General features: G+C 47.7%; 13 protein-coding genes. 12 read left to right on the top strand and 1 reads right to left on the bottom strand.

Annotated elements, in window-relative coordinates:
- The first annotated feature begins 6 nt into the window (after positions 1 to 6).
- Complete coding sequence (locus tag AC6I3O_RS25155) at positions 7 to 1,353, top strand: relaxase/mobilization nuclease domain-containing protein (RefSeq protein WP_497853245.1); 1,347 nt, start codon at positions 7 to 9, stop codon at positions 1,351 to 1,353.
- 189 nt (positions 1,354 to 1,542) lie between these two features.
- Here the strand turns inward: AC6I3O_RS25155 and AC6I3O_RS25150 are convergent, their stop codons facing one another.
- Positions 1,543 to 1,902, bottom strand: coding sequence for an XRE family transcriptional regulator (locus AC6I3O_RS25150; RefSeq protein WP_497853244.1), 360 nt, complete (start codon positions 1,900 to 1,902; stop codon positions 1,543 to 1,545).
- Positions 1,903 to 2,055: 153 nt separating this feature from the next.
- Between AC6I3O_RS25150 and AC6I3O_RS25145 the strand changes: the two genes are divergently transcribed.
- The 11 genes from AC6I3O_RS25145 to AC6I3O_RS25095 all read left to right on the top strand — a co-directional run bounded on the left by AC6I3O_RS25145 (position 2,056) and on the right by AC6I3O_RS25095 (position 12,838).
- A complete protein-coding gene (locus tag AC6I3O_RS25145) occupies positions 2,056 to 2,664 on the top strand; it encodes a class I SAM-dependent methyltransferase (protein WP_117819754.1) in 609 nt (202 codons plus the stop codon).
- Positions 2,665 to 2,729: 65 nt separating this feature from the next.
- Positions 2,730 to 3,290 carry a TetR/AcrR family transcriptional regulator gene (locus AC6I3O_RS25140; protein WP_117819753.1) on the top strand — a complete coding sequence of 187 codons (561 nt, stop codon included), beginning with the start codon at positions 2,730 to 2,732 and terminating at the stop codon, positions 3,288 to 3,290.
- A gap of 78 nt (positions 3,291 to 3,368) precedes the next feature.
- A complete protein-coding gene (locus tag AC6I3O_RS25135; RefSeq protein WP_251208522.1) occupies positions 3,369 to 3,983 on the top strand; it encodes a methyltransferase family protein in 615 nt (204 codons plus the stop codon).
- Positions 3,984 to 4,062: 79 nt separating this feature from the next.
- Positions 4,063 to 5,388: an MATE family efflux transporter gene (locus AC6I3O_RS25130; RefSeq protein WP_497853243.1), complete on the top strand. Its 1,326-nt coding sequence runs from the start codon at positions 4,063 to 4,065 to the stop codon at positions 5,386 to 5,388.
- Between the two features lie 432 nt (positions 5,389 to 5,820).
- Entirely contained in the window at positions 5,821 to 6,243 is a 423-nt protein-coding gene (locus AC6I3O_RS25125) for an RNA polymerase sigma factor (protein ID WP_497853242.1), read from the top strand.
- A 427-nt stretch (positions 6,244 to 6,670) separates the two neighbouring features.
- The gene (locus AC6I3O_RS25120; protein ID WP_120485209.1) at positions 6,671 to 6,937 is read left to right on the top strand and encodes a DUF6870 family protein; all 267 of its coding nucleotides are present in this window, start codon (positions 6,671 to 6,673) and stop codon (positions 6,935 to 6,937) included.
- Positions 6,938 to 7,053: 116 nt separating this feature from the next.
- Entirely contained in the window at positions 7,054 to 8,739 is a 1,686-nt protein-coding gene (locus tag AC6I3O_RS25115; RefSeq protein ID WP_497853241.1) for a recombinase family protein, read from the top strand.
- A 407-nt stretch (positions 8,740 to 9,146) separates the two neighbouring features.
- Positions 9,147 to 10,004 (top strand): GNAT family N-acetyltransferase, encoded by an 858-nt coding sequence (locus AC6I3O_RS25110; protein ID WP_497853240.1) that lies wholly within the window; start codon positions 9,147 to 9,149, stop codon positions 10,002 to 10,004.
- Positions 9,997 to 11,331 (top strand): MATE family efflux transporter, encoded by a 1,335-nt coding sequence (locus AC6I3O_RS25105; protein ID WP_497853239.1) that lies wholly within the window; start codon positions 9,997 to 9,999, stop codon positions 11,329 to 11,331. Before AC6I3O_RS25110 ends, AC6I3O_RS25105 begins: the two co-directional genes overlap by 8 nt.
- Before the next feature lie 392 nt (positions 11,332 to 11,723).
- On the top strand, positions 11,724 to 12,197 hold the full coding sequence (locus AC6I3O_RS25100; RefSeq protein ID WP_497853238.1) for an RNA polymerase sigma factor: 474 nt from the start codon (positions 11,724 to 11,726) through the stop codon (positions 12,195 to 12,197).
- Positions 12,194 to 12,838 (top strand): hypothetical protein, encoded by a 645-nt coding sequence (locus tag AC6I3O_RS25095; RefSeq protein WP_497853237.1) that lies wholly within the window; start codon positions 12,194 to 12,196, stop codon positions 12,836 to 12,838. Before AC6I3O_RS25100 ends, AC6I3O_RS25095 begins: the two co-directional genes overlap by 4 nt.
- Positions 12,839 to 13,125: the final 287 nt, after the last annotated feature.

The following is a 13,125-nucleotide window of genomic DNA, read 5'->3' as shown; positions in this document are numbered from 1 at the left end:
CAGACGATGGATGAGCGGTTTGCCTACGGGCTCAACCCCCAAAAGCTGGGGGCCGTGTCCTCCCACCTATGCGACCCGGCCACAGCCGCCGCTGAGTTCCTGCTGGTGAAAAGCGAATACCAGGCGGCCACGGCCCGGCCCGTGGAGCGCGGGGCTCTGTTCTTCCAGATACGGCAAGCGTTCCCGCCCGGTGAGGTGACGGCGGAGGAGGCAAACAAGCTGGGCTTTGAAACGGCGATGCGCTGGACGAAAGGCAAGTACCAGTTTTTCGTCTGCACCCATACCGACAAGGGCCATCTGCACAACCACATCTATTTCAATTCCACGGCCTTTGACTGCTCCCGGAAATTCCATAATTTCCTCGGCTCCAGCTTTGCCCTCCGGCGGCTGTCTGACCGGGTATGTCTGGAGCATGATTTGTCCGTGATACAAAATCCCAAACAGCACAGCAAGGGCCGCTTTCTCCACTATGGCCAGTGGGTGGGGGAAAAGCCGCCCTCCGCGCAGCAGCGGGTGCGGCTGGCAATCATCGCGGCTCTTGAAAAAAAGCCCGCCGACTTTGCCGCGTTCCTGCGGCTAATGGAGGAGTCCGGCTTTGCCGTCAAGCGCGGGCGGGGCGGCGTGGTGTCGTTCCTCGCGCCGGGGCAGGACAAGTACACCCGGCTCCGGGCATCCACCCTCGGCGCGGGCTTTGACCCCGAGGACATCCGGGCGGTGATCGCCGGGGAGCGGCCCCTCCCGGAGCTCCCCAAGGACGCGCCGCCCCCGGCCCGGCAGGTGGGGCTTATCATTGACATTCAACAGCGCATGGCCGAGGGCAAGGGTCCGGCTTATGAACGGTGGGCGAAAGTCTACAATCTGAAACAGATGGCCGCCGCCCTCCAGTTTTTGCAGGAGAACAATCTCACCGACTATGACGCGCTGGCGGCAAAGACCACGGCGGCGGTTGACCGGGCCCACGCGCTGGCCGGGGAGCTCCAGACCACCGAGGCCGCCCTCTCCAAAGTCTCCGGGCTGATGGGGGCCGTGGTGGACTATGCCAAGGCCCGGCCCGTGTTTGACAGCTACAAGGCGGCCCGGTACTCGAAAAAGTACCTTGCCGAGCACGAGGCGGAGCTTGCCACCTACCGGGCGGCCCGGGCCGCTATGAATGAATTGCTGGGCGGTGAAAAGCTCCCCAAAATGGACACGCTGAAAAAACAGCGGCGGGAGCTGGCGGATAAGAAAAAGGCCCTCTATGCCGAGTATCGGCAGGCCCAGCGGGATATGCGGGAGGCCGTGGCGGTCAAGGCCAACATCGACCATCTGCTCGGCCTGACGGACGGGCGGGACAATAAGGAACAGACGCGATAGCGGCGGTGACGCAGCCAACCTCTTTGGGACATTTTGTCCCAAAGAGCCGGGTTTGGGGAGGCTCCCCAACAAGCATTTTTGCGGGCCTGCGGCCCAGTAAAAATTTCGGAGTGTGGCCACACCCGAATTGCTTGCCATTTTTGTGCAAGCCCCGGAAAGGGTGCAAAAAACGGAGGCGCGTGTTTCTCTTTACGCATCCTCCGTTTCTTTAGCCGCTTTCATCGCTTGGATCGTGGCTTCTACAATTTTTAATTCTTTTTCGTCCAGGGCGTTAAGCATAGCGTCAATGCGCTTTCTGCACTCGCTCCCCCTATTCTTGGACGGATAGAAGTATTGATCTACCGATATATCAAACATTGTCACCATCTGATAAAAGGTGTTGAGGCTGGGGTGCTGGCCGTCATTCTCGTTATACATGATGGTACGCGGAGCCCGGTCAACAATATAGGCCAGTTGCTCCTGCGTCATCCCAGCAGCCTCCCGCGCCCGCTTGATAGCGAGTCCTATATCGTGAAAATCAAATCGTCGTTCATCTCTTTCAATCTTCATAATATCACCTAATGTAATTTTACATTTCAGGTGTTATTATTTGAACGAGTATATATTTCATGTAACTGACTAATTATTTTCATGTGAATGAACATTATTCATTGACATTTCAAAAAAGAGTGCTATACTAATTGATGGAAAGGAGGTCAAACCATGAACACCATAAAAGAAAACTCGAAAGTTGCATTTAATCAGCAGGCCGCTACTTATGATAAAGATATTAAGGGCCAGCACGCCCGCTCTCTTTATCCCGTCCTGCTGGAAAAGCTGTCGCACATTCCGTTTCAATCTGCCCTCGATTTGGGATGCGGGACTGGTGAAATGCTAAAGCTCATTTTGCAGAAAGATCCCCATAAAGAATTGTGCGGCATCGATCTATCAGAGGAAATGCTTGCTGTTGCGAAATCGAAACTCCCGGAACAAGTCAAGTTACTGTTGGGGGACAGCGAGGTACTCCCTTTCCCGGACAACGCCTTTGATGTTGTGTACTGCAACGACTCTTTTCATCATTATCCTGCACCGCAAAATGTATTAAGAGAAGTAAACCGAGTATTGAAGCCGGGCGGCACTTTCCTGATGGGAGATTGCTGGCAACCCTTTGTAGGTCGCGTGATAATGAATTTTTATATGCGTCATAGCAAAGAGGGGGATGTGAAGATTTACTCCGAAGCAGAACTCGTTTCCATGCTTTCAGCATATTTTCATAATGTATCATGGGAGCAGGTTGGTAACACGGCTTGTATTGCTATGTGCGAAAAATGATTGATATTCACTCATTGATTTTTTAGAGTGGGCGTGCTATTATAGAAAGAAAGGAGGCTCAGACTATGCGGGTTACAAAGGAGCCGGAAGTACGCAAGCAAGAAATTTTAGATACTGCACTCAAATTGTTCGGGGAAAATGGATATGAAAAGACCTCGATTACAGATATAGCAAAAGCAATCGGTGTGGCACAGGGTCTATGCTATCGCTATTTTCCGTCTAAAGAGGCGCTGTTTGACAGCGCGATTGAACAATATGCGGATGTCCTGGTGGAGCAGTTTGTCGGTGCTGAAAAGGACAATCACAAGACTTTGCGGCAGATCATTGAAGATATGCCTGCCACTATGGAAGAACGGGACACAAAATATTATTCAGTCTTTCACGGCGCAGAAAACAAGAAATTCCACGATCAGCTTTCTCTCAAAGTTTGCGAGAAGCTGGTTCCACTTGTAGAAAAATTATTGCTACGAGCTCGGCAAAAAGACGAAATCCAGTTTGACGATATTCAGGCCGCTGCGATGTTCTGCGTATATGGACAGCTTGGTATCCTGCTGGCAGACGATCTGACACAAGAAGATAAGTCGAAAAGGATTCGTGAATTTCTTATATTTGCACTTCATCTTTGAAACAGTCCCCCGCTTTGGGGCGGGGGATTTTCAAGAAGCAAACAATGAATAGTTTTCATTCAACAATGGAGGCGTACAATGGATGACCCATCACGCTTTACAAGCATAAATGAGTATTACACTTTCATTTATGCCATAAGCTACATGATGTTAGTAGAGCTTGGTATATGGATTTACAATTTCAAAGGTTGGCTGAAAAGGCCGGACAAGAAAAACAATGATTATGGAACAATTCTGATTGTAATGCTGGGGTGTTGGGGGAGTTTTTATTTCAGCACCTATTTCAGAAGCCAACAGTTTATACAGATAGCCGGAGAAATACTTTTACCCCATATTTTTTACTATGTGGGTATAGCTTTTATTCTTGTAGGTACAACTCTGCGCGCTGTTGCTGTCTGGAGCCTAAGATATTCTTTCACACTTTCCGTCAAAACGGGCGGCAATCAACGGTTAGTCACAACTGGCGTTTACCGATATATTAGAAATCCTGCTTATGCCGGAACAATGTTAAGTATGCTCGGAAATGCCTTTTGCTTTCGCTCTGTTTTTTCTCCGCTATTGGTCTTGCTCATTTTGGCGATCTGTTATGGAATAAGAATTAAGGTGGAAGAAAAAGCATTATATGAACGCTTTGGAGAAGAATTTAAGAATTATTGTTTCCGTTCGTGGAGATTGTTCCCACTAATATGGTAATTGGCTACCGCTCTGGTAGCCCTACATTATAGCTTATTTATGAATGTTATTCATTCAATAAAGAAAGGAAGTTTTTATCATGCCAACAAAAATTGATTTTATAGGCGGGAATACGAAGCGTTGCCTTATGGCGATGGCGCTTCCGATGATTGCCGCCATGTTCCTCAATATGATGTATAACCTTGTAGACAGCCTGTGGATCGGAAATTTGCTCGGAGAAACGGCTTATGCCGCCTTGACAAATTCCACTCCTATCATTCTGATCTTAACCTCTGTTGCGATGGGGGCAACTAATGGTGTATCAATTTTGATCTCTCAGGCGATTGGCGCAAAGAACAAGGAAAAAACAGAGAGTTTGATTTCCACATCGTTCTGCGTGGCAGTAGTTTTCTCCCTCCTTGTAACTATTCTGCTTGAGGCTTTTCTTCCGGGAATTTTGAAAGCTCTGAACACCCCGGCTGAAACCTATGATATGGCATACAGCTACTTGGCGATCTATATCCTCGGATATTTGGCGGTCTACCTCTATCTTTATTTCACCGCTGTTTTGAGGAGCTTTGGCAATTCTATGTTTCAAGCCGTAGCCATGCTGGTGTCAACAATTTTGAACGCGATCCTCGATCCTATTTTTATCCACTTCATCGGATTTCACGGTGCGGCGATTGCTACCTTGCTTTCTCAAGTGATCTGTCTGGCGTTCATGTTGATTTATCTGAAAAAGAAGAAATTGTTTGCATTCAAAATCTCTGCGTTTGATAAAAATGATGTATTGCCACTCATTCAAAAAGCAATTCCCTCGGTTATTCAGCAGAGTATTCCGGCCATCAGCACGACTTTCCTTACTGCACTTGTTAGTACATATAGCGTCACTGCAATAGCGGCTTATGGGGTAACAGGAAAACTAGAAACCATCCTGTTTTATCCGGCGATGGCATTGAACATGGTCTTAACTACCATTATCGGACAATGTGTCGGCGGCGCGCGTTATGACCGGGCCAAAGATTATTTGAAGTGTGCATTGGGGTACGGCTGTGGTCTGCTTGTAATTCTTTCTGTTTTGGTGGTCGGGTTTTCAAAACAGCTTTCCGGCCTATTCGTCAAGAGCGATGCTGTGGCGGCTATTGTCGGAACTTATTTTCTGATTGTCAGTGTCGGGTACATTCTGAATACGGTTACAAACTGCTATCTTGGTGCCCTTAACGGTATGGGAAAACCTTCAAAGAGTATGTTCCTGATGATTTTTTATTACATTGTGGTTCGGATGCCCCTGGCCTACTTACTTTCCTATCTTGGCTTTGGACTAAATGGAATTTGGGTTGCGGTTCTGGTCAGTCATGTGGTGGCCAGTGTTGCCGCTGGCATCTCTGGAACTATTGCTTTCAAAAAGCGGACAAGTACAACCTAAGTCAATTTTATTAGGCGAATGCAACTGTCCGGCGGCGGTAAATAAAAAAAACCGCCATTGAGACAGTTGGTTTTGTGCGCTCAAATTCATTTCAACGGCGGTTCATAACGAACCGCCGTTTCTTATCATAGCGACGGCGGTTACCAGGAGGTATCGCCGTGTCCTGTTCTCTTTTCCACCCTAACCTGTCAAAAAAAGCCCACCCGCCCAGCAGGATCAGTCCGGCGGTGGATGCGAAATTTGGCAGTACATAAATGAATTTGTCATTTCATGCGCTTGCGTGGCTTTGTGTCGCGCAGGCGCTTTTTGTTATCTGCACTTCGAGACAAAGTGTCCCGAGGTACGGAGCAGCTCCCCAGGGTGCCGCTCCCCGCCGCCCTCCATATCGTTTCCTGCAACCCGACCACAAAAAACGATATGGAGGTACATATAATGACTATAATCAACTTGCGCGATTTTTACTACTGGTACACCCAAGATGAATATATTGAAGTTTCTGACGATGTGGCCGAGGCGCTCCGGGCCAGCGTCCGGTATGAGGCGGCCTACCAGCGGCGGCTCTCCCGCCACAAGGCGCAGTATTCGCTGGACTGCGATGACGGCATCGAGTATTCCGCCTGCCTGCGCGAGCTCACCCCGGACGAGGTGCTGGAGCTCAAGGAGCGGTTCTGCCGTCTGTGGAACGCGCTAAACAGCCTGCCCCCGGCCCAGGGCCGCCGGGTGGATGCCTGCATCATCCTCGGCAAGAGCTTTTCCGAGGTTGCGCTGGCCGAGGGCGTTGACGAAAGCGCGGTGCGGCGGGCCGTGGAGCGCGGGCTGGAGAACATGAAAAAGTTTTTGAAAAATTCCCGCTGAACCAGTCCGAAAACCATCCAAAAATGTCTCGGTATATGAGAGGAAGTTTTTTCTTCTCCACAACTGAATAGCGGGCGGCCCCGAGTGAACGCGGGGAGCCGGGCGGCGGGTACGCGGTGACTTCTCCCACGGGAGGACGAGCGACCAACACCACCGCCGCGAGTGGGGAGCTTGCCAGCCCCACGGCCACGATCCGCGAGGGACAAGCTGGCTGCTTGCCACTTGAGGCCGCCGCACAAAACAAGGGAACGCCGGGCCGCTACTCGCTGTCTTTTGACGGGCCAAACATACGGGCCCGGCGCTCCCCATTTCAAACAAGTTCGAGACAAATTGTCCCAAGGTGAGGACAGGCTAAAGGGCGGCACTTTTCGGAGTGCTGCCTTTTCGCGTTTCCCCACCAACCAAAAACGCAAAAGGAGGTTTTGCCGTGAAACTGACCGCACAAGAGCTGGAACAAATGAAAAACGTGGACATCGGCGCGGTGAGCGCGGATGCGCTGGCTGACGTGAGCGGTATGGCCTTTGACCGCACCCTCCCCCGGGAGGAGCGGCTGGCCCGGTTCGTGAAGCGGGCCGTCAATCCCTACTGCTTTAGCGTGGGCGGCGTGGGCGTGAAAATCGAGTTTGCCGAGGGCGGCCCCTCCCTCCAGGAGACGCTGGCGGCCTTTCTTATCCGGCAAAAGAGCGGGCTGTGACTGCTGTTGCGGCCTGCTCCCACTTCGAGACAAAATGTCCCGAGGCATCGACATCCTTGTTGATTGCCCCGGGCAGAGTTATAATATAAGTGTAATGTGATAGGGAAGGAGGAACAATGGCACGAACAAAAAACAGAGGGTATCAGCAGACTTTGGCCCCTACCTATACAGCCCGGCTTTGGAAAATGGGCGGCTACATCCGGCTTTCCCGAGAGGATTTACAGAAAATCAACCGTGGCCTTGACGATAGCAACAGCGTGAAAAACCAGCGCGACATCCTCAACGATTTTCATTTTAATCATGCGGAAGAATTTGAAAGCTACACCGAGTACGTTGATGACGGCCACACGGGAACCGATACGGAGCGCGAAAGTTTCCAGCGGCTTTTAGGGGATGTGATGAGCGGGAAAATCAACTGCGTTGTGGTGAAAGACCTTTCCCGTTTTGCCCGGAATTACAGCGATGCTGGCAGTCTGATTGACAACCTTTTTGTGCAGATGGGCGTCCGCTTTATCAGCTTGGCCGAGGGCGTAGACAGCTACCTAAACCCGGATAGCGTGAACAGCATTATCGTTCCGATAACAAACGTGATGAACGACCAGTATTGTTATCAGACCTCAAAGAAAATCCGGCAGGTTTTCGATTACAAGCGGCGCAACGGCCAGTACATAGGCTCTTTTGCTCCCTACGGCTACATAAAAGACCCCAAAGACAAGCACCAGCTAATCGTTGACCCGGAGGCCGCTGAAACCGTCAAAAAGATATACGAGATGTGCCTGCAAGGTACGGCCAAACTTCAAATTGTGATGTATCTGAATGACCACGGCATACCCAGCCCCACGGCATACAGAAAGCTAAAGGGCCTGCCCTACTCCCCGGCTATATCGGACGCTCCCATGTGGGGGAACAAGATTATAACGGATATTCTCAGAAATCCTATTTACACCGGGGATTTAGTACAAGGCCGCCGCCGGGTGAAAAGCTACAAAGTACACCAGATTGAGGCTGTGCCGGAGGATGAATGGGTGCGCGTCCCCGATACCCACGAGGCAATCATCTCCCACGAAACCTTTGAACGGGTGCAGGAACTTCTGAAACGTGACACCAGGACGGCCCCTAAAAAGCGGGAGCTCCATTTATTCAGCGGCTTTCTGAGGTGCGCTGACTGCGGCAAGGCCGTGACCCGGAGCCAGAGCGGGAAGAATGTTTATTATTCCTGCTCCACTTACAAGAAACGCTCCCGGACAGCCTGCTCCATGCACTCTATCAAGCACAATCGTCTGGAGGCCGCCGTTCTGTTCGCTATCCAGTATCAAGTGAGTACCGCCGTTTCCTATTCGGAAATAGTAGCCCGTATCAATGCGGCCCCGCTGAAAAAAAGTCAATCCCACCGCCTTAACGACCAGATAGCCGCAAAGGAAAAGGAATTGACCAGGATAACCCGCTACAAGCAGTCGCTGTATCAAGACTGGAAAGACGGGGAAATCACCCAGCAGGAGTACCGGGAAATGAAAGCCGATTATGAACGGCAGGCCGCTGGGCTTTCGGATTTGCTGGCCCGGCTGACGGCTGAACGGAAAGAGCTCTCAAACGGTGTTGACCAGCAGCATCCCGCGCTGGTAGCTTTTGCAAAATATCAGAACATCGAGAAGCTGACCCGCGAAATTCTGATTGAATTGGTAGACCATATCAAGGTTTACGAAAACGGCAATATCAGCGTTCACTTTAAGTTTGCGGACGAGTTCCGCCGGATTGCCGAGTACATTGAAATCAACTCCACTGACACCGCCGAGGCGGGCTGAGACCCGCCAAAGCATAAAATCCTTTTGACAGTGTGTTTTCCTAATAAAACGCAATCTTAGGAAAAGGGTACCCTTTTCCGTAAATCTGCCCGTCCGCGCTATGGCTTGCCGGACAGATTTTGCTTGTTGGGAAGTTTCCCAAACCCTCTTGAAAATCCTCTCATTACCTACAACACCGCACAGGGCATTTTTGACAAATATTTGAGAAAAATTCTTCAAAAAGTTTTCCTTGTTTCTTAATACGGGGAAGTTTGGAAAATGCCAATGTATTAGAAAAAATTTCTAAAAATCTTTCTTATCGGGGTAGACTGTTGTATACTGGTAAATACTTGCCTTAAAACCGCAAGATATATGAAAAGCAGAATGAAATATCCTGCTATAATGCGGAGAGAAAGGAGGAAGCTGCAATGCCGGGGAATATCAAAAATGTAATGGCGGCAATCAACTATATCGAAAGCCACCTGCATGAAAAACTGGACTTGGAAACAGTTGCGGGGGCTGTACATTATTCAAAGTATCATCTGCACCGAATGTTCACAGGTACGGTAGGGGTGACAATCCACGATTATGTACAACGCCGCCAGTTGACCGAAGCCGCAAAACTGCTTGTACTTTCCGACAGACCAATCCTTGAAATTGCGCTTTCTGCCGGATATGAGAGCCAGCAGTCTTTTACGGATATTTTCAAAGCCATGTATAAAAAAACCCCTAACAGGTACAGGGAGGAAGAAGAATTTTATCCATTGCAGCTAAGATATGTCTTGAATGAAAATCCTACAAATTTAGAGGAAAAAGAATGGCAGGATAAAATCGTCTTTGCAACACAGGAAGATATACCCAAATGGATAGAACTGGTTCACCTTGTCATTGACGGTTTCCCTCACTTGGACGAGAAACAGTACCTTGCACAGTTACAAGAGTATATCAAAAATAAGCGTGCATTGATTTTGAAAGACGCTGATACGGCAATCGGGATTATGGCATTTAACGAGGTGACGGGGAGCATTGATTTCTTTGGGGTACACCCACAGTACCGGAAAAGAGGGATAGCAAAAGCATTTTGTGAAAAGGCATTGTATGAACTTGCACGTTCTGCACAAATCAGCGTGACGACTTTTCGGGAGGGTGACAAGGCAGACACAGGCTATCGGGAGATATGGGGAAGTCTTGGCTTTGCCGAAGCGGAACTGCTAATTGAGTTTGGCTATCCGACACAGCGGTTTATACTTCACAGAGAAAAATCGGAGGGCGGGGACAATGAGTGACCTAAATCCACTATCACAGAACTTTACAATAAAATCGTTGCTGAAATTTGCATTTCCCACAATTTTGATGATGATATTCATGGGGCTGTATACAGTCGTTGACACAATTTTTGTTGCACGATTTGTAGATACAAACGCACTTTCGGCATTGAATATTGTCTGCCCTGTTATCAATCTGATTGTCGGTCTTGGAACTATGCTTGCAACAGGAGGAAGCGCGATAGTAGCCCGCAAAATGGGAGCAGGAGAACATACAAGGGCGGCACAGGATTTTACGCTGATTATTTCAGCGGGCATTTTGTTAGGTGTGTTGATTGCAGTGTTGGGAACGGTTTTTATCGACAGGATTGTATGGGGACTTGGAGCAAGCAGTATTCTATTTCCATATTGTAAAGAATACCTTTTCATTCTGTTATTATTCACGCCCGCAAGTATCCTGCAAGTGCTTTTTCAAAATCTAATCGTAACAGCGGGACGCCCCGGAATGGGTATGGTGCTTGGCGTAAGCGCAGGAATCGCTAATATCTTACTGGACTATATTTTTATGGTGCCGCTTCACATGGGTATTAAGGGGGCGGCGTTTGGTACGGGAATTGGCTATATGATACCGGCGGTGATTGGATTGTGGTTCTTTTCCACAAAGAGAGGCAGTCTGCATTTTAGGAAGCCAGTCATAGATTTTTCCGTATTGGCTGAAAGCTGTACGAATGGTTTTTCGGAAATGATAAGTCAGGCGGCAACAGCGGTTACAACATTCCTTTTTAACCGCATTATGATGAAACTGCTTGGAGAAAATGGAGTTGCGGCAATCACAATCATTATCTATACACAGTTTTTATTGAGTGCCCTTTACATAGGATTTTCTATGGGAGTAGCCCCTGTTATCAGCTATAACTATGGGAAGCAGGACGAAAAACAGTTAAAGAATGTATTTTCTATTTGTATGCGGTTCATTGTCTTTGTTTCGGTCACTGTTTTTGCAGTAGCTTTAATTTTTGGTTCGCCGTTGGTTGGTATTTTTGCAGAAAATAGAACGCCTGTTTATGAAATTGCACGAAACGGATTTTTAATTTTTCCCTTTAGCTTTTTGTTTTGCGGGCTGAACATTTTTCCCTCTGCCACATTTACAGCATTATCAAACGGAAAGCTGTCAGCAGTATTGTCGTTCCTACGGACTTTCGGACTGATTACAGTGCTGTTGCTTACATTGCCGAATATTTGGGGCGTAACAGGGGTATGGCTTGCGGTACCGATAGCAGAGCTAATCACTATGGCTGTAGCATTGGTTTTTCTTTATAAGAACAGGGAAAAGTATCACTACGCATAAAAAGAAGATTTTCATGCCGTCCGGCGGTTAATAAAAAAACCGTTGTGTGGCGGCAAAATCATCATGCGCCAAAACAGAATATGAGTGGCTGAACGGCGGTTTTGAAATAACAATCAAAGCCGCCGTTCTTATGTGGCACGAAAGTTTTCATAGATATGGCGGTATTGTGAGGTACTGCAATGTCTGTTTTTTATTTCATGAGTAGTTTTGGCTATGGTGAATTATCAAAAAAATCCTGTCTTATGGAATGGGATTTTCTGCCTATGAGTATGAACACACATATCATTTAGTATGTCTTAATAACTCGTATTACCCCAATGCCTGTATTGCTTCATGCTGTATGGGCGTTTGCTGTAATAGCCCCCTACTGGGAAGAAAGGGGGTGAGAGAAAATGAGATATTCTGAACAATTCATGGAGCATATCGAATATGCGTTTCATGCGTTCTGTAAGATTGTCCTGCGCCATGAAGCCATTAACGCATGGCGGGATTTGAAGCGGAAAGAAGAACGGGAAATATCCCTCGACTATCTGATGTCAGAACGATTTTTTGAACCGTCTGCTATGGACAACTATTTTGAAAAGCAGGACAAGCCGACTGTATTTCTTGTGTTGGGAAAGGAAGTTATCGTTGATGATGAACGGTTAGCAACAGCATTGTCAAGATTGCCGCAATTAAGGCGGGAAGTTCTGTTGCTTTATTACTTCATTGGCTATCGTGATGAAGCAATCGGCAGATTGTACGGGTGTTGCAGAAGTACAATAAACAGTCGGAGAAATGTTGCACTGAAACAGTTGCGGAAAGAATGGGAGAGATTGGAACATGAGAAACAAGAAGCTGATACATTTCCCATCGTAAGGAGTTGAAGAAAGAAAAAGAGAGAAAACTGGGGCAGGGAGAAGAAATTTCTAATGAAGGGAAGAAAAGCCTGACTTCCGATGAATTCCTGAGTGGTTTTTGGGAGGATGACAGGTTAATTCCTTCAGTGACCGTAACAATTTACTTTGGACCGGATGAGTGGACGGGGCCGATGAGCTTATTTGATATGATCGAGGTGAAGGACCCGAGAATACTGGCATGTATGGACAACTATCATTTAAGGTTGATTGCACCGGCGCAGATGCCGGATGAAGAGCTCATGAAGTTTCAGTCTAGCCTTCGGGAAGTGCTTTTGTTTATTAAATACTCCAAAAATCCAGAGAATTTAAATAGGGTACTCAAAGATCATGAAAAGCGGTTTAGGGAAATGGAACGCAGAGCAGTAGATGTGATTGAAGTAATCACAAATACTGGATTAAAATATGAAGAAAGAGAGGAAAAGATTGACGTGTGTGAAGCGATTAAGGAAATTAGGATGGAGGAACGTCGTATAGGAGAACTAAAAAAAGCACAGGAATCAGCAAGAAACTTTTACAATTTAGGAGTTGATATAGAAACCATAGCGAAAGGTGTAGGTTATACTGTGGATGTTGTAAAAGGATGGATAGGCTTATTACCGGATGTATAGTAAACTATTAGAAGAAAGAAATTATGGAAAAATGCCCTTCGGTGTGCGAGCGCACCCGTTGGTAGAGCACACGGCTGTTAACCGTGGGGTTGTTGGTTCGAGCCCAACTCGGGGAGCTAAGTAAATAGATTAACGAAAAAAATTGGAGACGCAATGTTTGCAGGTTTTTGTATATTCTGATTAGAATATGCAAAGAAAAGGGCACGAATAAACATGGTAACCGTAATGAAATAAAGCATGTAGGCAGCTTGGCGAATTTTATGATATAGAGCATTAGAAAAGTGATT

It is taken from the genome of Sporofaciens sp. St.21A7 (genome assembly GCF_059728535.1).
The sequence above is the reverse complement of the archived record's forward strand: the minus strand, read 5'-3'. Positions and strand labels throughout refer to the sequence as shown.